The 19,625-nt window shown below is 64.5% G+C and carries 17 protein-coding genes and 1 pseudogene; 7 read left to right on the forward strand and 11 right to left on the reverse strand.

The window, feature by feature from the left end:
* Nucleotides 1-108 precede the first annotated feature (108 nt).
* Complete coding sequence (locus tag ACVIGB_RS10770; protein ID WP_092114834.1) at nt 109-1,530, forward strand: MFS transporter; 1,422 nt, start codon at nt 109-111, stop codon at nt 1,528-1,530.
* Nucleotides 1,531-1,615: 85 nt separating this feature from the next.
* Here ACVIGB_RS10770 and clpA read toward each other — a convergent pair whose 3' ends face one another.
* Entirely contained in the window at nt 1,616-4,015 is a 2,400-nt protein-coding gene (clpA, locus tag ACVIGB_RS10775) for an ATP-dependent Clp protease ATP-binding subunit ClpA (protein ID WP_092114835.1), read from the reverse strand.
* A gap of 260 nt (nt 4,016-4,275) precedes the next feature.
* Nucleotides 4,276-4,608: an ATP-dependent Clp protease adapter ClpS gene (gene clpS, locus ACVIGB_RS10780; protein ID WP_092125690.1), complete on the reverse strand. Its 333-nt coding sequence runs from the start codon at nt 4,606-4,608 to the stop codon at nt 4,276-4,278.
* A gap of 499 nt (nt 4,609-5,107) precedes the next feature.
* Here clpS and ACVIGB_RS10785 point away from each other — a divergent pair, with 499 nt between their 5' ends.
* Nucleotides 5,108-7,090: a pilus assembly protein TadG-related protein gene (locus ACVIGB_RS10785; RefSeq protein WP_456722695.1), complete on the forward strand. Its 1,983-nt coding sequence runs from the start codon at nt 5,108-5,110 to the stop codon at nt 7,088-7,090.
* Nucleotides 7,091-7,163: 73 nt separating this feature from the next.
* Here the strand turns inward: ACVIGB_RS10785 and ACVIGB_RS10790 are convergent, their stop codons facing one another.
* A complete protein-coding gene (locus ACVIGB_RS10790) occupies nt 7,164-7,499 on the reverse strand; it encodes a phasin family protein (protein ID WP_092114837.1) in 336 nt (111 codons plus the stop codon).
* Between the two features lie 424 nt (nt 7,500-7,923).
* Between ACVIGB_RS10790 and ACVIGB_RS10795 the strand changes: the two genes are divergently transcribed.
* Nucleotides 7,924-9,720 carry a serine hydrolase gene (locus ACVIGB_RS10795; RefSeq protein WP_456722694.1) on the forward strand — a complete coding sequence of 599 codons (1,797 nt, stop codon included), beginning with the start codon at nt 7,924-7,926 and terminating at the stop codon, nt 9,718-9,720.
* A gap of 244 nt (nt 9,721-9,964) precedes the next feature.
* Here ACVIGB_RS10795 and ACVIGB_RS10800 read toward each other — a convergent pair whose 3' ends face one another.
* Nucleotides 9,965-10,684 (reverse strand): DnaJ domain-containing protein, encoded by a 720-nt coding sequence (locus ACVIGB_RS10800; protein WP_456722693.1) that lies wholly within the window; start codon nt 10,682-10,684, stop codon nt 9,965-9,967.
* A 129-nt stretch (nt 10,685-10,813) separates the two neighbouring features.
* On the opposite strand from ACVIGB_RS10800, the gene ACVIGB_RS10805 reads away from it, so the two are divergent.
* Complete coding sequence (locus ACVIGB_RS10805) at nt 10,814-11,221, forward strand: DUF302 domain-containing protein (protein WP_092114840.1); 408 nt, start codon at nt 10,814-10,816, stop codon at nt 11,219-11,221.
* A 13-nt stretch (nt 11,222-11,234) separates the two neighbouring features.
* Here the strand turns inward: ACVIGB_RS10805 and ACVIGB_RS10810 are convergent, their stop codons facing one another.
* The 3 genes from ACVIGB_RS10810 to ACVIGB_RS10820 form a co-directional block, all read right to left on the reverse strand.
* Nucleotides 11,235-11,975 (reverse strand): VWA domain-containing protein, encoded by a 741-nt coding sequence (locus ACVIGB_RS10810; RefSeq protein ID WP_456722692.1) that lies wholly within the window; start codon nt 11,973-11,975, stop codon nt 11,235-11,237.
* Nucleotides 11,976-12,073: 98 nt separating this feature from the next.
* Nucleotides 12,074-13,018, reverse strand: coding sequence for an alpha/beta hydrolase family protein (locus ACVIGB_RS10815; protein WP_092114842.1), 945 nt, complete (start codon nt 13,016-13,018; stop codon nt 12,074-12,076).
* Nucleotides 13,019-13,360: 342 nt separating this feature from the next.
* The gene (locus ACVIGB_RS10820) at nt 13,361-13,549 is read right to left on the reverse strand and encodes an MmyB family transcriptional regulator (RefSeq protein ID WP_456722691.1); all 189 of its coding nucleotides are present in this window, start codon (nt 13,547-13,549) and stop codon (nt 13,361-13,363) included.
* 26 nt (nt 13,550-13,575) lie between these two features.
* On the opposite strand from ACVIGB_RS10820, the pseudogene ACVIGB_RS10825 reads away from it, so the two are divergent.
* Nucleotides 13,576-13,833 (forward strand): annotated as a pseudogene (locus ACVIGB_RS10825) (alcohol dehydrogenase); the annotation flags it as partial.
* Here ACVIGB_RS10825 and ACVIGB_RS10830 read toward each other — a convergent pair.
* Nucleotides 13,830-14,789: a serine hydrolase domain-containing protein gene (locus ACVIGB_RS10830; protein WP_456749137.1), complete on the reverse strand. Its 960-nt coding sequence runs from the start codon at nt 14,787-14,789 to the stop codon at nt 13,830-13,832. The pseudogene ACVIGB_RS10825 and the gene ACVIGB_RS10830 overlap by 4 nt on opposite strands.
* Before the next feature lie 301 nt (nt 14,790-15,090).
* Entirely contained in the window at nt 15,091-16,014 is a 924-nt protein-coding gene (locus ACVIGB_RS10835; RefSeq protein WP_456722689.1) for a division plane positioning ATPase MipZ, read from the reverse strand.
* A 288-nt stretch (nt 16,015-16,302) separates the two neighbouring features.
* Here ACVIGB_RS10835 and panC point away from each other — a divergent pair, with 288 nt between their 5' ends.
* Both panC and ACVIGB_RS10845 read left to right on the forward strand, forming a co-directional pair.
* Nucleotides 16,303-17,154, forward strand: a complete 852-nt coding sequence (gene panC / locus ACVIGB_RS10840) for a pantoate--beta-alanine ligase (protein WP_456722688.1) — start codon at nt 16,303-16,305, stop codon at nt 17,152-17,154.
* Between the two features lie 145 nt (nt 17,155-17,299).
* Complete coding sequence (locus tag ACVIGB_RS10845; RefSeq protein ID WP_456722687.1) at nt 17,300-18,046, forward strand: hypothetical protein; 747 nt, start codon at nt 17,300-17,302, stop codon at nt 18,044-18,046.
* Nucleotides 18,047-18,089: 43 nt separating this feature from the next.
* Here the strand turns inward: ACVIGB_RS10845 and ACVIGB_RS10850 are convergent, their stop codons facing one another.
* The gene (locus ACVIGB_RS10850) at nt 18,090-18,530 is read right to left on the reverse strand and encodes a DUF1489 family protein (RefSeq protein WP_028336418.1); all 441 of its coding nucleotides are present in this window, start codon (nt 18,528-18,530) and stop codon (nt 18,090-18,092) included.
* 119 nt (nt 18,531-18,649) lie between these two features.
* Nucleotides 18,650-19,594, reverse strand: a complete 945-nt coding sequence (locus tag ACVIGB_RS10855; RefSeq protein ID WP_456722686.1) for a hypothetical protein — start codon at nt 19,592-19,594, stop codon at nt 18,650-18,652.
* Nucleotides 19,595-19,625 lie beyond the last annotated feature (31 nt).

Consider the following 19,625-nt stretch of genomic DNA (forward strand, 5'->3'; position numbering starts at 1 on the left):
CCGCGTTTGGATCGCGGCCGACATCTGTCATTTCGGGGGTTGCAAAGGCCAGGTTATTCCAGCATCCGGTAGGCCCGCCAATGCTGGAACCGAGAGCCATTTCACGACATGTCGTCCGCGATCATCGAGCATCCCGACGGGCTGCCGCAACCGCAGCGCAATTGGGCCATTCTCACGATCGCGCTCGGCCTCGTGATGGCCGTCGTCGACGGCTCGATCGCCAACGTTGCGCTGCCGACCATCGCGCGGGATCTTAACGCCAGCCCCGCGTTCTCGATCTGGATCGTCAACGGCTATCAGCTGGCAATCACGATCTCGCTGCTGCCGCTGGCCTCGCTCGGCGAGATCATCGGCTATCGCCGGGTCTATCTGGCGGGGCTGTTGCTGTTCACGCTGGCGTCGCTGTTCTGCGCGTTGTCGCATACGCTGCCGCTGCTGACCATCGCCCGCATCCTGCAGGGGTTCGGCGCCGCCGGAATCCTCAGCGTCAATACTGCGCTGGTCCGCTTCATCTATCCGCATTCGCGGCTTGGCCGCGGCATCGGCGTCAACGCGCTGGTCGTCGCCATCTCGGCCGCGGTCGGCCCGACCATCGCCTCGTTCATCCTGGCGGTCGGGACCTGGCCGTATCTGTTCGCCATCAACGTCCCGCTCGGCATCGTCACGCTGGCTTTGGGCTGGCGCTTCCTGCCGCACACCAGGCCCGCGGTTCACGCCTTCGACTGGCAGAGCGCCGCGATGAGCGCCATCGCATTCGGGTTCGGCATCAGCGCGATCGACAGCGCCGGCCACGGCGAGGCGCTGTATCTCTGCGCATTGGAGTTCGCGATTGCCGCGGTCGCTTCCCATTTGCTGTATCGGCGACAACAGAACTTGCCCTCGCCGCTGCTGCCCGTCGACCTCTTGCGGATTCCGATCTTCGCGCTGTCGATCGGCACGTCGATCGCCTCGTTCTGCGGCCAGATGCTGGCCTTCGTCGCGATGCCGTTCTATCTCGAGAACCACTTCGGATATTCGGCGGTGCAGATCGGCCTGCTGATCACGCCGTGGCCGATCGCGGTCGCATTCGCCGCGCCGATCGCGGGCTGGCTGGTCGAGCGCTACCCGGCCGGCCTGCTCGGCGGCATCGGCCTGCTGCTGTTCGCACTGGGTCTGGGCACGCTGGCGTTCATGCCGGCCACTGCGACACCGATCGACGTGATCTGGCGCATGGCGCTCGCCGGCGCCGGCTTCGGCCTGTTCCAGACCCCGAACAACCGCACCATGATCGCCGCCGCGCCGCGCGAGCGCTCCGGCGGCGCCAGCGGCATGCTCGGGACCGCGCGCCTGCTCGGACAGACCATCGGCGCTGCCTTGGTGGCGATGCTACTGGCGCGCTATCCGGCCGACGGCACCAGGATCTCGCTGATGGTCGGCGTCGGCTTTGCCGTCGTGGGCGCCGTGCTGAGCACGTTGCGGCTGTCATCGGCCGGCAGCCGCGGCGCCGACCAGGTGCGGGTCCATGAGGGCCAGCGCCTGAAGGGCGAGTGACGCTGCGCGGCAGCGCCCCTCAGTCGTCCAACTAAAAGGCCGGCTGTTTTCAGCCGGCCCTTTCATTTGGTTGTTCGCTTGCGCCTCAGGCCTTGACCATCGGACCCTTTGAGGCCGGCCCCTTGGTGCCGCCTCCGCCGCCACCACCCTTCGGCGGCTTGCGCTTGCGCGGCGGCAGGTTCTCGGGCTTCGGGGTGACCGGGCCCTCGACATACTCGAACCCGATCTTGTCCTTGGCGGTCGCTTCGTCCTTGACCAGGACGACGCGGACGTGTCCGCCGCCCTTGAGCTGGCCGAACAGCACTTCATCCGCAAGCGGCTTCTTGATGTGCTCCTGGATGATGCGCGCCATCGGACGCGCGCCCATCTGCTCGTCATAGCCGTTCTCGATCAGCCAGGCCTTGGCGGGCTCGGACAGCTCGATCGTGACGTCGCGGTCGGCGAGTTGCGCCTCGAGCTGCAGCACGAACTTCTCGACCACCATGCCGATCACGTCGGCATTGAGGTGCGCGAAGGAGACGATCGCGTCCAGCCGGTTGCGGAACTCGGGCGCGAACTGCCGGTTGATCGCCTCGTGGTCGTCGCCTTCCCGCTTCGAGCGGGTGAAGCCGAAGGCTTGCCGCGCGAGGTCGGCCGCGCCCGCGTTCGTGGTCATGATCAGGATCACGTTGCGGAAGTTGACCTGCTTGCCGTTGTGGTCGGTGAGCCGGCCATGATCCATGATCTGCAGCAGCACATTGTACAGATCCGGATGCGCTTTCTCGATCTCGTCGAGCAGCACCACGCAATGCGGATGCTGATCCACGCCATCGGTGAGCAGGCCACCCTGATCGAAACCGACATAGCCGGGAGGCGCGCCGATCAGGCGCGACACGGTGTGCCGCTCCATGTATTCGGACATGTCAAAGCGGATCAGCTCGACGCCGAGCGAGGCCGCCAGCTGCTTTGCGACCTCGGTCTTGCCGACGCCGGTGGGACCCGAGAACAGATACGAGCCGATCGGCTTTTCCGGCTCGCGCAAGCCGGCCCGCGACAGCTTGATCGACGCAGCCAGCGCCTCGATCGCCTTGTCCTGGCCGAACACCGTGCGCTTCAGGGTCTGCTCGAGATGCTTCAGCACCTCGGCATCGTCCTTCGACACGCTCTTGGGCGGGATCCGCGCCATGGTCGCGATCGTGGTCTCGATCTCCTTGATGCCGATCGTCTTCTTGCGCTTGCTCTCGGCGACCAGCATCTGCGCCGCGCCGGACTCGTCGATCACGTCGATCGCCTTGTCGGGCAGCTTGCGGTCGTGGATGTAGCGCGACGACAGCTGCACCGCTGCCTCGATCGCCTCATTGGTGTATTTCAGCCGATGGTAATCCTCGAAATAGGGCTTGAGGCCCTTGAGGATCGCGATCGCGTCCTCCACCGTCGGCTCGTTGACGTCGATCTTCTGGAAGCGCCGCACCAGCGCGCGGTCCTTCTCGAAGTGCTGACGATATTCCTTGTAGGTAGTCGAGCCCATGCAGCGGATCGTGCCCGAAGCCAGCGCGGGCTTGAGCAGATTGGACGCGTCCATCGCGCCGCCGGAAGTGGCGCCGGCGCCGATCACGGTGTGGATCTCGTCGATAAACAGGATGGCGTTCGGATGCGCCTCCAGCTCCTTCAGGACCTGCTTCAGCCGTTCCTCGAAATCGCCGCGGTAGCGGGTGCCCGCGAGCAGCGTGCCCATGTCGAGCGAGAACACGGTCGCGGCCGCCAGCACCTCCGGCACATCGCTGTCGACGATGCGCTTGGCGAGGCCTTCGGCGATCGCGGTCTTGCCGACGCCGGCTTCGCCGACGAACAGCGGGTTGTTCTTCTGGCGGCGGCACAAGACCTGGATCGCGCGGTTGATCTCGGCATTGCGGCCGATCACCGGATCGATCTTGCCGTCGCGCGCCTTCTTGTTGAGGTTGACGCAATAGGTGTCGAGCGCCTCGCCCTTCTTCTTGGCATCCTCGTTGCCCTTGGTCTCGGTTTCCTCGTCGACGCCGCGCACCGGCCGCGCCTCGGACACGCCGGGCCGCTTGGCGATGCCGTGGCTGATGTAGTTGACGGCGTCGTAGCGCGTCATGTCCTGCTCCTGCAGGAAATACGCGGCATGGCTCTCGCGCTCGGCGAAGATCGCGATCAGGACGTTGGCGCCGGTCACTTCCTCGCGACCGGACGACTGGACGTGAATCACCGCGCGCTGGATCACGCGCTGGAACCCGGCGGTCGGCTTCGCGTCGTCCGCGCCGTCCGTTACCAGATTTTCGAATTCGGTCTCGAGATAATTGACGAGGCTGGTCCTCAGCTTGTCGAGGTCGACGCTGCAGGCCCGCATCACCGCCGCCGCATCCGAGTCATCGATCAGCGACAGCAGAAGGTGTTCGAGCGTCGCGTATTGATGGTGACGCTCGTTCGCGATCGCCAATGCACGATGCAAGGATTGTTCTAGGCTTTGGGAAAAAGTAGGCATTCGCGTCCTCTATGGCCCCCGGCCATCATGATCGCCATTACCGGGTCAGGCAATAACAACCTTCGTGATCGCCATTGATATAGTTACGACGGATCGTGGCGAAAGACCGGTCCCGCGATGATGGTTTTCTTCTAAAATTCAGGCGCCGGGACGTGATCCGGCGGCGCCCCGTCATCATACGGGAACGCCGTTCGCCGCGGTCAAAATGCGCGATGCAAGACCCGTTCCGCTTCCCGCAGCAGGTCAATCGTTCCCGCGAACTATTTCTTTTCCATCACACATTGCAGTGGATGCTGATGCTTGCGCGCAAAGTCCATGACTTGCGTCACCTTGGTCTCGGCGATCTCATAGGTAAACACGCCGCACTCACCGATCCCGTGATGGTGAACGTGCAGCATGATCTGGGTCGCCGCCTCGGCGTCCTTGTTGAAGAATCGTTCCAGCACGTGAACCACGAACTCCATCGGCGTGTAGTCGTCGTTCAGGATCAGGACGCGATACAGGTTCGGGCGCTTGGTCTTCGGCTTGACCTTGGTGATGACCGAGGTCGACGGGCCGCTGCCCGCTCCATTGCGGTTGTCGTCATTGCTCATTTTCGGCTCCGGCGCGGCGGACACCGCGGGCTTGGCCGAAACCGGCTCGGAGATCGGGACTGTCAACGTGTATCGCAGCATGGCTCAGGCGTTCGAATTCCCCAGGGGAAACCGGTTGGCGATTGGAAGGTGGTCGCGATTGCCGCAAGACTGATCGCGGAACCCCCAGCAATGCTTTCCAGATTGCCGCTCCCGGTCCGATCCGGCGGCCGGATCGACCTCCCGAATATGGGCCTCACGACGCCCTGCCGCAAGCGCAGACCCGCCGCAGCCCACCGGTCCGATTCCCGGCGCGGCAACCCTCGGAAGGTTAATCATTTCTGCCTGGTTTGACAAAGGAGTCGGGTATCCAATTTAGCGGGCATTGAGGATAGCGCGTGCTTTTGCCCTGCTTTTGGCCGTCTGGGGGGCCCGCCCGCCGGGTTTCAGTTTCCCGATTCACCATCTGTTTAGCCGCGCACGTCGAGATGGCCGCGCAATCCATTTTGACGAGAGCGCCATGCTTGGTTCAGCCATTTCCAATCGCGTCCGCGCGGCCGTCCGCCGGTTTTCCAGGGCAACCGACGGCAATGTCGCGGTGATCTTCACCTTCGCAATCCTGCCGATCCTCGCCTTCGTGGGCGCAGCGGTCGACTATACCCGCGCCAACAACGCCCGCACCGCGATGCAGTCGGCCCTCGATTCCACCGCGCTGATGCTGTCCAAGGATCTGACCATGGGCACCATCACGGCCGCGCAGATCCCGAGCAAGGCACAGGCCTATTTCAACAGCCTCTTCACCAACAAGGACGGCCAGGGCATTGCCGTCTCGGCCACTTATACGACCCCGACCTCGAGCGCAGCCGCGACCATTCTCCTGAGCGGGTCCGGCTACATCAACACCTATTTCATGAAGTTTGCCGATCTGTCCGGCAGCAATTTCCGGAAAGTGAATTTCGGTACCTCGACGACCACCACCTGGGGCAACGTCAAGATGCGCGTTGCCCTCGCCCTCGATAATACGGGATCGATGAGCCAGAACGGCAAGATTACCGCGCTGCGAAACGCGGTGGCCGGAACCGGCGGCCTGATCGACCAGCTCAGCGCGCTCAGCAAGAACAACGGCGACGTCTACATCTCCGTCATCCCGTTCGCCAAGGTCGTCAACCTCGGCGCCAGCAACTATGGCCAGAACTACATCGATTGGACCGACTGGCTCAATCCTCCGACCACACAGCCCGCCAACAGCAACGGTGGTTTCCAGGCGACACTTCCCATCAACTGGCATGCCGTGGGACCTGGCGCGAAGTGCCCGTTCACCAACAGCATCGGCAATACCAATGGTGCCGCAAACGGTAGCTTCGTTTGTAAAACGGGTCCCACAGCAAGCGATGGTTCGACCACCTCAACGATTCCGTCGACGACGATCACGATCAACGGCGCAACCGTCAAAAATCCCATTTGCCCGACTGCCGAGACGTTCACCGCTCCATACACCTTTGTGAAGTACAATGGCTGCTGGAGCAGCGAACCGACCGGCCTGACGGAAACATTCTGCAGCGGAAGCTCGAATTGCAGTTGCCCAAAGAACTCCTCGGGCTCCCCCGTCACGGGTTGCACTTGCAGCGGCACCGGCAGCAGCAAGTCCTGCACCGGATTGACTTATGTTCACAACTGGACGCAGCCCGGTCCCAACGACCTGACAGACAATCCCAGCCAACCGAGGGTGTCCGCCATCGTCGGATTCAAGGACAATACCAGCACAACCAACAAGGACCACATCTGGACTCCCAACGCCGTCGGGGTCGCAAATGACTGGCGCCAACCTTCCACCAACCCGATCAGCACATGGACCGGCTGCATCACGGACCGCACCCAACCCAACGATGCGACCGGCGTGCTGCCGGCGACGTCCGATGTCACGACGTTGTTTCCCGCCTACGAGTATTTCGAAAACAGCACAGCCTATTGCAGTAGCAGCGCCTCGACGTCGCTCGAGCCGATCATCCCCCTGAGCTACAATTGGAGCGCGCTCAAGACGGCGGTCAACGCCATGCAACCGACCGGCGGCACCGACCAGTCGGTCGGCCTCGCCTGGGCGTGGCAGTCCCTGCTGGTGGGCGGTCCGCTGAACACGCCCGCGGAGGACTCCAACACCACCTACAACCGGGTCATCATCCTGCTGTCCGACGGTCTGAACACCGAGGACCGCTGGCCCGCTTATGGCGACGGCAGTTCGCAGGCCTCGGGCAATCCGATCGACGCAAGGCAGGCCCTGCAGTGCCAGAATCTGCAGAACGCGAGGGATGCCAACGGTGCGCCGATGTACACGATCTACACCATCCAGGTGAACACCAGCACGCCCGCCGATCCGACCTCGACCGTCCTGAAGAACTGCGCCAGCAGCCCGGACAAGTTCTACATGCTGACCAGTTCGACCCAGATCCTGACGACGTTCAACACGATCGGAACTGCTCTCAGCAAGCTGCGGCTGGCGAAATAACCGCCCGCTTCAGGCGCAACAAAAAAGCCCGGCCGAAACGGCCGGGCTTTTCGTTTGTCTTGGTCAGTAGCGCTTACTGAGCGGGCGCGAACTTGGAGACCAGGCCCTCGTAGGGCTTGAAGGTCTGCTTGGCGCAGTCGCTGTACAGGCCGGCGATCTTCTGCGATTCCGCAACGAAGGTCTCGTAGGACGAGCGCAGGTACTCGGTCTGCGCCTCGAGCGCCTTGTCCAGCGACTTCACGCCCGACAGCTTCTCGACGAACGACTTGGTGTCCTCAAACGACTTCTTGGCGTAGTCGCCATAGGCGGTGGCGATCGCCTGGACGCCGCTCTGCAGGTTGTTCGCAGACGCAGTGACGGACTCGATATGCTCTTTGCCGTAGTTCTGAATGTCTTCGATCTTGACCATGGATTGGAATTCCTTTTCCCAGACTTGAAGGCGCAAATTCCCATTGCCGGGAAGCTCCCGGCCCCCTGACAACCATCGGAATATCGCATTGCACAATAAAGTCAACAAATATTGTGCGTCGCACAACGACATTTGCCCGAATCCTGAGCATTTGCGATAAACCCAGGGGGACTACGCAACGGTTGCTTAATCTTTTGGAAACTCGGTCCGCCTAACCTGATTCCTGGACTTTGTTCGCCTTCCGACGGGCAGCCTTGAAAGCTGTTTGTGAACAACACCTTAGCTAGAAGAGCGACCTGAGCCGCCACGAGGGCCGATGGTTCTGCCCGAAGTGGTCTGTTGCGCAGGCAAGGATCGACGGCCGCCGGGCACAATTTCGCCTCACGAGCCAGTGATCTAGATAGAAATTGGGACGGGGAAGTAGATGCTTCGAACAACCTTGGCCTCCTCGCGGGCGCTGCGAGTTGGCGTTCTTGGGCTCGTTACCGTCACGACGGCGATCCTGATCACCGGTGATAGCGCGGAGGCGCGCCGTCACCGGCGCCACACCGCCCGTCACCACCACAGCGAGGCCGCGCGCGAAAGCTACAGCCCGCAATTCGCGACGATCGTCGTCGACGGCAACACCGGCTCGGTGCTGACGTCGAACAGTCCCGACGGCCTGCGGCACCCCGCCTCGCTCACCAAGATCATGACGCTCTATCTGCTGTTCGAGCGCCTCGATTCCGGAAAGATGAAGCTCGACACCGAGATGCCGGTTTCCGAGCATGCTTCCGAGCAGGACCCGACCAAGCTCGGCCTGCGGCCCGGCCAGACCATCAGGGTCGAAGACGCCATCAAGGGTCTCGTCACCCGCTCCGCCAACGACGCTGCGGTCGTGATCGCCGAGGCGATCGGCGGCAGCGAAGACGACTTCGCCCGGATGATGACCCGCAAGGCCCGCGCGCTCGGCATGAGCCGGACCACCTATCGCAACGCCTCGGGCCTGCCCAACGACGAGCAGATCACCACCGCGCGCGATCAATCGACGCTCGGTCGCGCCATCCAGGATCGTTTCCCGCGTTACTATCGCTACTTCTCGACCACGGCGTTCAATTTCCGCGGCCACACGATCACCGGTCACAATCGCCTGCTCGGCAGCGTCGAAGGCGTCGATGGCATCAAGACCGGTTACACCCGCGCCTCCGGCTTCAACCTGGTGACCTCGATCCACCGCGGCAATCGCTTCCTGGTCGGCGTGGTGCTCGGCGGCCGCAGCGGCGGCTCCCGCGACGCCATCATGCGCAACCTCCTGGCCGAGAACATCGGCAAGGGCGCGACCACCCGCACGGCCGCCGCGATCACCGAGCGCAACCCGGCCGACGCCAATGTCGAGGTTGCCGATGCCGACAACGCCCGCAGCGCGGACACCGCGCCGGTCGCGGCGTCGGAGCCCGCCGCGGCAGCCGTCGCGGTGCAGGCGCCGCGCCCGGCCAGCAAGCCCTCGCTGATGGCCGCCGTCGCCGCCGCGCTGCCGCCGCCCCCGGCAAAGCCTGAGCCGCAGGCCAAGCCCGAGCCGGCCCCGCTGACCTCAGGCGTGATCCAGACCCAGCCGATCGCCGCGATCCCCGGCTCGGCCGAACCGATGAAGCCGGTCAAGGTGAAGACCGTGCAGGTCAAGGCCGGCCAGATCAAGCTTGCCGCCGCCGGCCCGGCACAGTCCGCGCCCCCGATCACCAGCACCATCCCATCGCGCGGCGAAGTTCCCGAGACCTCCAATGCGATGATGGCGCGGGCTGCCGAGACCTCGAGGCCCGAGATGCCGCCGCAGCCGGCGAACTTCGGCACCGGCAACGGCATCCTCGGCGTGCTGCCGGCCTCGTCCGTCCATGCACCGGCCGCCGCCGCGGCGCCGCAGGCCGTGGCCTCGATCGAACCGACGACCCGCAGCCTGCAGGCCGCGCCGCAGACCAGCGTCGTCAAGCCAGGCGCCGCGCATTCCGGATGGATCATCCAGGTTGGTGCGCTCGAGTCCGAAGGTGAGGCCAACAAGCGCATCGACCTCGCGCGCAGCTCGGCCCGCGGCCTCCTCAGCAAGGCGGATCCGTTCACCGAGGTCGTGGCCAAGGACAACCGCAAGCTCTACCGCGCCCGCTTTGCCGGCCTCGAGCGCGATCAGGCCGAAGCGGCGTGCAAGACGCTGAAGCGCGCCGAGATCTCCTGCATCACCGTTCGCAACTGATCGACAGCAACAGCTGATTTCAAAGGGCCGGCGCCGCAAGCGCCGGCCCTTTTGCTTTGCAGGCCGCCGCGCCAACGACCGGCCTTTCCGCGCGCGGCGCGACCATGAGAACTTCTCGTCAATATTTTACGGTTAAGTTTTCCCGAAAGAACAATCGGCCACGCCGGACAGCGGCGGGCCACACGGGGCATCAATCAGAAACGGAAGGCAGCTCTCGGCTGTGGCGTCAGTAGTGTAGCCGGAGTTAGAGATGCGTGCGAAGCAGAGTATCCTTGGCCTCGTTCACACGGGCAGCGAGATACGTCGAGCCCCCCTGGTCGGGATGGAGTTTCTTCATCAGGGCGCGGTGAGCCCGGCCGATGTCGTCACGCGACGCTCCCGGCTGCAGGCCAAGGATCTGATAGGCCTCCTCGTTCGTCATTTTGCCACTCGTCGCCGCGCGGCCCTGCCCCCCTGCCCGGTCGCCCTGTGCGTCCTGACGCCAGGCGGGAAAGCGGCGGTCCAGATAGCTTTCAAGTAGCGCGACGCTTTCGGCGTCGAAGCTCGGGACCATCGCCAGAAGCTGCGACAGGTCGAACTCGTCGAGCATGCGGCCGGCCTGCGGTCCCGCCACGATCTGGCCCTTGAGCACGCCGCTGTCGTGATCGAGGCTCATGTCGAGATATTGCGAGCGCACCCGCGAGCTTTGTCCCTGATTGCGCGAACCACCGAACATGCCGCCGAAATTGGGAAAGCCCGTGCTCCCGAACGGCGACCAGCCGAGCAGTCCGGCGCCGAAGATGCCGAGCGGGATTGCGACCGCCAGTTCGCCCCGCACGCCGGTAAAGGCCGCAACGGCAAGCGCGAGCACGCCGCCCACGATCTTGATCGCACGCGCAAGCACGGCCGGATTGGCCGCACGAAACATCTGCAGTGCGGAATAAAGGATGACAATTGCGACGACGCCGGCGATCAGGGTTGGCATGCGCGGAATATAGGCGGCCCGGCGACAAAAAGCATGCGAAGCTTCGTCTCACTGGAGCGTGAAGCGCCCTCGCGTGGCGCCGCCCCCTGCGATTGAGTAGCTTGCGGCAATCGCGCTAGAGGAAGCCTGATGGCGATTGACGGACTGATCAGCCTTCGCAGCCAAGTCGGGCCGAAGCAAACCGCCGACCGACTCAAGGCCGAACTGCAGGCGCGCGGGCTGACCTTGTTCGCGCAGATCGATCATGCCGCGGGCGCTGCCGGCGCCGGTCTTGCGCTCCGTCCGACCGAACTGTTCGTGTTTGGCAACGCGAAGGGCGGCACGCCGTTGATGCAGGCTGCGCAGACGATCGGGATCGATCTGCCGCTCAAGGCGCTGGTCTGGCAGGACGAAGCCGGCGACTGCTGGTTCTCCTACAATGATCCGGCTTGGCTCGCCGAACGGCACGGCGTCGCGGAAGCGACCGGACAGGTCACGGCCAACATGTCGGCGCTGCTCGGCGCAATTGCCAAAGCCGTGACGTCGGGCGGAGCCTGACGCGCCAAACGGCCTATTTCATCTGGCCGATCAGCCTGGCCGCGCCGCTCGTCGTCTTCGCCAGTTGCAGCAGCGCCTCGCGGCCGCCGGCAGCATAGGCTGCAGCGGCGCGCAGCAGCTCGCGGAGTTGTGCCGCCGCGCCGGGATCGAACCTGCACCATGCGCCGCCGGTCAGCCGCGCGATCTCACGAAACGTCTGCTCGGCAGTTGCGTCCGCGCCCTCCTGGAACATGAAGACCGGCACCTTGAGCAGGCCGAGTTCCCCGGCGCTTGCGCACAGTGCGTCGGCGTTCTCCTCCATCGCGTCGCCCACGAACACGAGCGCGCGCACGCCTGCCGCAACCGCCTCGCGGCGCGTCTCCGACAGCACCTTGCCGATCTGGGTATTGCCGCCCTGGCAGTCGATCTTGCTCATCAGCCGCGCGAGCTGCGCGCTGTCGGAGATCCAGCCCGACGCGCGGCACTCGTTGAAGCCGCGATAGTAGACGAGGCGGATATCGAGGCTGCCGAGCGAGCCGGCCTCGCGGAACATGTCCGCTTGCAGCGTGCAGGCCATGTCCCATGTCGGCTGCCGGCTCATCGTGGCGTCGAGTGCGAACACCAGCCTGCCGCGTGCGCCGGCGCGATGCGGCGACATCGCGCGCGCCTTCGCCACGAATGCGGCGATGTCATTGGCGCTCGACGCCGGCACGCCAGGCGCATCGCCCGGGCGCACGTCGCCTCCGGAGGTCGGTTTGATCGTCTTGCCAGCCATCAGCGCTTGCCTCGTACAGCAAACACTATGTGGGCCGCGGCATCGGATTGGTCAACGTAACGCGCCCGCCGGCCCGGATCGGATCCCGGGCGGCCCTGTCAGTTCGTGACCGACGGATCCTTCTTGGTCTCGCTCTTGGTGAACGAGAGCGACTTCTTGACCTTCTCGCCGAAGGTCTGAGGCGGCTTCTCGACCGGCACGTAGAGCGAGACGGGACCCGGCTCCAGAATCTTCAGCGGCGCATTCCTGGTATCGACCGCCGCAACATCGCTGTCGGTGTCGGCCAGGAATTTATCGAGCATCGCCTGGATCGAGTCCTTGGCCTTCTCGGGTCCGGTATCGCGCATGTCGTTGTGCTGGAAGTTGGTGTTCACAACGGTGATGCCGGCCTTCTCGCACTCCTCCTCGTCCGGCACCACGCCCGGATCGGGCTTGAAGTGCGAATCGTGAGACCGGAATGAAAGGATCTTGAACTTGCCGTCGGTCATGAACGGCACGCGAAGATTGTCCAGCGTGACGACTTTCTTGATCTCGTCCGGATACTGCTTGGCGAAATACATCGCGATGTCGCCGCCATTGGAATGGCCGACCATCGTCAGCTTGCTGTAGTCCGCGTTCGGCTGACGCTTTTTCATCTCCTCGATCGCGAATTTGATGTTGGTGATGCCGCGCTGATACTGCGGCAGGCGCCCGACATAGAGCTCGCCGACCTTGGTCACCATCGGTCCATCCGACGGCAGGTCGTTCTGAATGCTGACGGTCAGATAGCCGCGTGCCGCGAACACATTCGCGAGGAAGGAATATTCGGTAAATTTGACGGTATTACCATGATTGAGGATCGCAACCGGGAGCTTGATCATGCCGGCGTCGGCCTGCATCTCCTTGTCGAAGCGCACGGCAACGTCGACCGCGACCGGCCGCTCATCGCGGGTCGGATCCTTGAACATGAGAGTTTCGTGACGGATCGCCCACTTGCTCGCGGTGAAGTACGCACCCGTGATCACTACGGAGAGCGAAAGCAGAACGAGAATTCCACGCTTCATGACGTCCTCGAGGTGCCCGCCTTTACAGGGCGATTTTGGCCGGAGGCTCTTCGGCCTCCTTTTGAGAATATATGTCACAGCGCCGTGACAGGAAGTCCAAATATTGTGGCTTCGGTGGCATAACGTTGTGCGCTGCACCTATAGTTTGTGCAGATGCACACGCCTCACCGCGACGGCTCGTGCTCTCCTCTTCCCTTCGACGTGAGTTCCCAAGGTTGCGTTCGAGCCTTGGATCACTCTTGGATCGCCCTTGGATCGACCCTGAGGAGAAACTGGATTTCGGCTGCTTTGTTCCGGCTTTTTGGCCGTGGTGTGGCCGAACTCACCGGAAAAGCACGGATCTCAACCAATTTCGGTGTAGATGATCAGCTTCAGGCCGGGATCGTCGTTGGCCTGGAAGCTGGCGTACTCAAAATTGAGCCTGCCGCGCCTGGGGTGGCTGAGCACCTTCCGCCCGGCAACGCTGCTGCTGACGTCATGGGTTCCCCACCAGGCGTCGAACTCGGGACAGCCCTGACGGAGCCTCGCCAACAGGTCCGGCCGCGTCGTGCTGACGGGGCGGCGTTGGAATGCAGGGCGGACCGGGACTCGACCTGCCCTACCCCTGGATCATGCGCGAATGCATCAGCATTCACGGTGTCTGGATGTATCCGCCGGAGGCGACGTTCGGCCTCGTCAATCTCGCCCGCGCCGGGCTGTTGCGGCTCGATCAATTCGAGGTCACGACCTTCGATCTCGAACACGCCAACGACGCGGTCGCGCATGCCGCCGCCAACGGCGGACCGTTCAAGATGACCGTGCTGAAACCGAACTAGGCCGGAGGCGAAATCCCTTGCAGGACGTCCTTGAAGACGCCGTACTGCGCTTGAAACGCCTGCGGGCTGTAGTCCTGGTAGTACCCTGCGGTCACCACGACAACGAGATCGAGCTCAGGGACGATGCGGATCGATTGCCCGCCTCGTCCGAGCGCGCCAATCCAGTCGACCTTTCGCCCATTCAGCAGAGACTGGCCGAGCCACCAGAGGTATCCATAGGATTGATGCTCCGTGGCCTTGAGTTTCGATTCCGTCGAGGTCTCGATCCATGACTTTGGGACGATCTGGCGACCGTTCCAGCGACCGCCTGCGAGGACAAGCTGCCCGATCTTTGCCATGTCGCGCGGCCGCAGGCGCAACCCGCCACCGGCATCGCTATCCCCTTTGACCCGGCTCCATTCGAAGCTGGTAATGCCCAGGGGCTCGAACAACGCGGTGCGCGCAAATTCGTCGAGCGGATGTCCGGTCGCCTTGCGGACGATGGCCGACACCAGCGTAAGCGCGCCGGTGTTGTAGAAGAACGCCTGTCCCGGCGGGGCCGTTGCCGAAAGACCGAGGACGTAACGGCACGGATCCGACGCCCGATGCATGCGCACCTCGTCGTTGTCGTCTCCCGTCGCCGGGGTCGCCTCCACCCACGCCAACCCCATCGACATGGTGAGGGCGTGCACGAGCTGGATGCGGTCCTTTTCGGGGGACCGCAGGTCTGACAATTCGGGGAAGAAGCTGAAGATCGGTTCGTTGATGCTGCGGATCAGCCCGCGATCGATCGCGATCCCGACGGCGAGTGAGGTGACACTCTTCGAGACCGACTTGATGTTGTGCAGCGTATCGGCATTAAACGCGACGTCTTCGACCCGGCTGCCGTAGAAGCGGCCGGGGACCTCGTCGGAACCGCTGAAGTACCGCTCGAACACCAGCTTGCCCGCTGCGAACGACCAGCACCGCGTGCACATTGGCACCCGTTGCGAGCCGGTCAGCCATCCTGCACAGCGCAGCGCGGTCGGCGAGCTTGTCCTCAGTGATGGAGGCGACGGACCAACCATCGTCCCGCGCGACCGGAACACCACAGGCGTCCGACGGGTCCGCGTAGGCCGGCAAGGTGGCGAGCGGTGCCAAAGCAGCTCCTCCAAGAAGGGACATGAACTGGCGCCGTTCCATTCGATCCTCCGTTCATCACCTTGCGACCGCTCAAACCAATCGTTCGGAGAATCTGCCCGACGCTGGGCCGCCACCGGGATTACCGGCCTTGCCGGCCTAGCTGCCGATGATGTCGTCGAGTTCCAGCGGCTTGTCGACCTGGCTGAACCATTCGGCCCGGTTGGCGGCGCGACGGCGGCCGCGCTCATCGAGCGGCAGCTTGAGCTGGCGCAACAGGCCCATCACCTCCTCGCGGGCGGTGACGTGCCCGAGGCTCGGGCGGGTGCCGAGCGTCGCCTCGTCGATGTCGTCGAGCGCTGTCAGCCCGCGCGGGAAGAATTCGCGGTAGACCACCCGCTCGGCAAAGCCGTCGACCGAACGGAACCCGAGCCGCAGCGACAGCTGCTTCAAGCCGTCGGCGACCAGCTGCTTGTTGCGCGAGCCGAGCATCGATAGCCGGTTGCGCACCACGATCCAGTCGGTCGAGGCGCCGTCGAGCTGGCGGCGCTTGCGTCTGGTGTCGCGCACCATCTCCGCGTAATGGCTCTCGCCGATCACCGCATAGGTCGCGGGATCGACGGTGCCCAGCACGTCGAAATCGAGGAAGCTGTCGTTGATCGGCGTCACCAGCGTGTCGGCCATCGAATGCGCGAGCCGCATCAGGTAGCTGTCCGAGCCCGGGGTATCGATGACGATGAAATCATTGGCACGTTCCACCGCGCTCACGGCGGCCATGAACTGCTGGAATTCGGCGTTCTCGTTCTCCTCGATCTGCATCGTCTCGCCGTACTTGATGCAATAATGCGCGGGGAGTTCGAGATCGAGCCCGGAACGCCGCGCCCAGGCCTGGCGATTGCTGATGTAGCGGGTGAAACTCTGCTGGCGGCAGTCGAGATCGATGCTGGCAACGCGCTGTCCGGCCTTCAGGAGCGCAACGGCGATATGCAGGGCGGTGGTCGACTTGCCCGAACCACCCTTCTCGTTGCCCAGCACCACGACATGTGCGGAGCCGGATTGACCCTGACTAGCCTGCACCAACATGATTCATCCCCGCAATGATCTTCAAATCGCGCACGGCTGCGGTCAAGTGAAATGCATCACTGCGACAGGAAATCAATTGCAGCCATCCTTAATGATGAATCGAACGCGCACGCCGGCTGCGTCGATCGGCGGCACGAGGCCTGCGATCCATGCGCGTGCGAGATCGGGTAATGCTTGCGCGGCGGTTTGCCGATAACGGTTCGGACTTGGTAAGCTCCGCTACCTGCCGAACGCCAAACGTTCCACCTGGATTCCCCCCACCCAGCTTGCCCCACGAGTCGAGACCAGATGCCGAGAAATCCCACCGTCGTCCGTACCGTCCCCGCCCTTCGTCGCGCCGTCGACACCCTGCGCGCCAAGAAGGCGACCGTCGCGCTGGTCCCGACCATGGGAGCGCTCCATGACGGCCATGTGTCGCTGGTGCGGCTCGCCAAGCGCCGCGCCAAGCGGGTCGTCGTCTCGATCTTCGTCAATCCGACCCAGTTCGCGCCGACCGAAGATTTCGGTTCGTATCCGCGCACCTGGAAGGAAGACGTCGCCAAGCTCGCCGCCGAAGGCGTCGACCTGATCTGGCATCCCGAGGTGAAAGCGATGTACCCCGACGGCTTCGCCACAAGGATCGTGCCGGAGGGACCGGCCACCGCCGGCTTGGAGGATCGCTTCCGGCCGCATTTCTTCGGCGGCGTCGCCACCGTGGTCGGCAAGCTGTTCACGCAAGTCCGGCCCGATGTTGCGATCTTCGGCGAGAAGGACTTTCAGCAGCTTCGGGTCGTGACCCAGATGGCCGCGGACCTCGACCTCGGCGTCAAGGTGATCGGGTCGAAGACGGTGCGCGAACGCGACGGCCTCGCGATGTCCTCGCGCAACGTCTACCTCTCGGCGGAGGAACGGCGCGCGGCCCCCGAACTCAACCGCGTGATGAAGGAAGCGGCGGGCCGCCTGCGCGCCGGCGAGGACGCCGCGACCGCAATGGCCGCCGGCGCTACGCAGATCACCAAGGCCGGCTTCGTGCTGGATTATCTCGAGGTCCGCCACGCCGCCTCCCTGGCGCCGATCGGCTCGCTAAAGGACGGGCCGATGCGGATGCTGGTGGCGGCAAGGATCGGCAGCACGCGCCTGATCGATAACATCGCGGTCTAAGGCTGGGTCCGGACAAGTGTGAAGCGGTTCACGCGCAAACCGGATGCGAGCCTGTAATGAGGGCCCGGCCTCATCTGTGCGGCCGGGTCGTGCTTGCGCGGCGCCCGTGACGCATGGATGATCGCCCCGTTCAGAGGCGATCGGAATGGTCAGTCATTTCAGGCAAGGCATTGTTCTCGGCCTCGCGCTGCTGGCCGCCAGCGCGGCGCAGGCGCAGTCCCGGCCGCCGGTCGGCGGGGTCATTTCCGCACCCGGCGCGATGATCTTCTACGTCGCGCATGGTGCGCCCGATGCCTGCGGTCCGGGCTGCTCGGAATGGATCGCCGCCGAGGGCTCGGTGCAATGGGACACCTACAAGCGCCTGCTGGCGATCCTCGACCGGCAGGGCGGACGCAAGCTCCCGGTGGTGATCAACATCAAGGGCGATTCCAACCTCAACGTCGCCTCCAGCCTCGGCCGGATCCTGCGCGACCGCGGGGCGGATACCGCGGTCGCGGCGACCGAGGTCGAGGCCTGCAACGGGAAGTCCGAGGAGGAATGCTTTGCGCTCAAGCGGCCCGGCGGCCCGCTGGACGCCAAGGAGAAGCCGTCCAGCATTGCCTGCGATCTTGCCTGCGTGCTGGTGCTGTCGGGCGGCGTGCATCGCAGCCTGCCGGCGGGCAGCCGCGTGGTGCTGAGCGGCATGGCGATCCAAAGCCGGCTCGCGCCCAACGTCTCGGCCGAGCATCGCGAAAGTCTGACCTCGATCTTCACCGATCAGTTCCGGCGCTATCTCGGCGAGATGGGGATCGATCACGAACTGCTCGACGTCGCCTTCAGCAACGCGGGCGGCGGCCGTTATGTCGAGATCCCGGCGTCCGAATGGGGCCGGCTGCATCTCGTAACTCAGTAATTTGCGCCAGCAATCATCGGATTGCTCACAGCAATCCGATGGCTCAGAGCAATCCGAGGTCGCGCAACTCGCGGCGCATGGGTTCCGGCATCGACGCCACGCTGGCTGCGCTCGACTTGGTGAGATCTGCGGGCGCGGAGTCCGCGGTCAGGTAGCGCCAGCCCTGAAACGGCCGCATCGGCCGCGGCGAAACGGCGATCACCTTGGGCTGCATCACCAGCCGGCAGCGTCCGATGCCGTCCTTGTCGCGGAACGGCTCGATCGCGATGATCTTTTCGCGCGCGGCGATCTCGCCACGGATCACCCAATACAGCGAACCGCCGGCGAGGATCTCCTCCTCGCGCTTCGGCGTCATCCGCGTGATGTGGACGTGACGGAGCGGCAGGCCTTTTTTCTTCGCGGTCGCCATCCGTTCGGCGACCCAGCCCTTGAGTTCCTTGACCGAGTCGCAACCGACGGCAAGCTTGATGAGATGAAGCGGCATGCGCCGGATGTAGCGGCCGGCGCGCGCTTTGGAAAGAGAGCGATAGCAGCGGCAGTGGATATCGGGATTTACTACCCGGAACGATGCAAGGACGGCGGCTCAAGCCGCCGTCGTCACGCTCATTCCTGGTTCGCGGCCGCCGGCGCACTCGCCGCGGCAGGCGGCGGCGCCGGCGCCGCAGCCGGCGCGATCTGGACCGGACGCTTCGCTGCGGGCGGCCGCTTCGGGGCTGCGGGCGGTGCGGCGGCGGCGCGCGCGGCCGGCGGCGGTGCCGCAGCGGCCGGCTTCGCCGGTTCGGGCGTCATGATGCTGACCGGCGGCGTCGAGGACGCGCTCGGAAACTCCGCATTGGTCGGCTTGCCGGTGGGCAACGACTGCGGCAGCGCCGCGACCAGGCCGGAGGCGGCCGACGCCTGCGCGCCGCCCGGCGCGTTCCAGGACGCCGCGTAGCGCGTGACCAGGTTCTCGTAGGTCCGCTCGTTCATGTTGTTGATGATCTGATGGTTGTCGCCCAGCGAGCGGAACGCGGGACACGCGGTCGGCGTGCAGTGGTCTCTCGCCATCAGCGCGTAGGCCACCAGACCGTAGCGGTCGTGCTCGATGGCGCGGCGCAGCGCCTGCAACTCGGTGGTGGAATTGCGCTCCGCGGTTGCGAGGTCGCCGAGCGCGGTCAGGCGCGAAATCTGCGCCGCCGCATAGCTGACTGCCGCCGCGGCCGTATCAGACGAACCGAACAGCACCTTCTCGCAGGCATTGAGCACGGCATCTCCGGCGAGGTCGTCGACGCAGGCCAGCGCCGGCGTGGTCTGGCTGGTGAATTGCGCCGTCCGTGTGTCGGCGGGCGCCGCCTGCCCGCCCGGCCCGAAGCCGCGGATCGTGGCGGCGACCGCAACCGCGATCGACAGCAGCGTGATGACGGTTAGCGCGCCGTTGGCGACGGACTTTTCCGCGCGCAGCAGCGTGACCAGAACGACAATCCCAAAGAAGCCCGCCGCGGCCAACGTCAGCCACATCGGGAAGGTCGGTGAGCGCCAGATCTGATCCAGCGAGGAAGCCCAATTCATGCGCGATGTCCCTCAACACAGCGTAAGCACA

This window comes from Bradyrhizobium sp. USDA 4341 (assembly GCF_054063755.1).

Excerpts from the sequence above, each read along its gene's own strand:
- ACVIGB_RS10770 (WP_092114834.1), top strand. The coding sequence starts at position 109 with ATGTCGTCCGCGATCATCGAGCATCCCGACGGGCTGCCGCAACCGCAG.
- clpA (WP_092114835.1), bottom strand. The coding sequence starts at position 4,015 with ATGCCTACTTTTTCCCAAAGCCTAGAACAATCCTTGCATCGTGCATTG.
- clpS (WP_092125690.1), bottom strand. The coding sequence starts at position 4,608 with ATGAGCAATGACGACAACCGCAATGGAGCGGGCAGCGGCCCGTCGACC.
- ACVIGB_RS10785 (WP_456722695.1), top strand. The coding sequence starts at position 5,108 with ATGCTTGGTTCAGCCATTTCCAATCGCGTCCGCGCGGCCGTCCGCCGG.
- ACVIGB_RS10790 (WP_092114837.1), bottom strand. The coding sequence starts at position 7,499 with ATGGTCAAGATCGAAGACATTCAGAACTACGGCAAAGAGCATATCGAG.
- ACVIGB_RS10795 (WP_456722694.1), top strand. The coding sequence starts at position 7,924 with ATGCTTCGAACAACCTTGGCCTCCTCGCGGGCGCTGCGAGTTGGCGTT.
- ACVIGB_RS10800 (WP_456722693.1), bottom strand. The coding sequence starts at position 10,684 with ATGCCAACCCTGATCGCCGGCGTCGTCGCAATTGTCATCCTTTATTCC.
- ACVIGB_RS10805 (WP_092114840.1), top strand. The coding sequence starts at position 10,814 with ATGGCGATTGACGGACTGATCAGCCTTCGCAGCCAAGTCGGGCCGAAG.
- ACVIGB_RS10810 (WP_456722692.1), bottom strand. The coding sequence starts at position 11,975 with ATGGCTGGCAAGACGATCAAACCGACCTCCGGAGGCGACGTGCGCCCG.
- ACVIGB_RS10815 (WP_092114842.1), bottom strand. The coding sequence starts at position 13,018 with ATGAAGCGTGGAATTCTCGTTCTGCTTTCGCTCTCCGTAGTGATCACG.
- ACVIGB_RS10830 (WP_456749137.1), bottom strand. The coding sequence starts at position 14,789 with ATGTGCACGCGGTGCTGGTCGTTCGCAGCGGGCAAGCTGGTGTTCGAG.
- ACVIGB_RS10835 (WP_456722689.1), bottom strand. The coding sequence starts at position 16,014 with ATGTTGGTGCAGGCTAGTCAGGGTCAATCCGGCTCCGCACATGTCGTG.
- panC (WP_456722688.1), top strand. The coding sequence starts at position 16,303 with ATGCCGAGAAATCCCACCGTCGTCCGTACCGTCCCCGCCCTTCGTCGC.
- ACVIGB_RS10845 (WP_456722687.1), top strand. The coding sequence starts at position 17,300 with ATGGTCAGTCATTTCAGGCAAGGCATTGTTCTCGGCCTCGCGCTGCTG.
- ACVIGB_RS10850 (WP_028336418.1), bottom strand. The coding sequence starts at position 18,530 with ATGCCGCTTCATCTCATCAAGCTTGCCGTCGGTTGCGACTCGGTCAAG.
- ACVIGB_RS10855 (WP_456722686.1), bottom strand. The coding sequence starts at position 19,594 with ATGAATTGGGCTTCCTCGCTGGATCAGATCTGGCGCTCACCGACCTTC.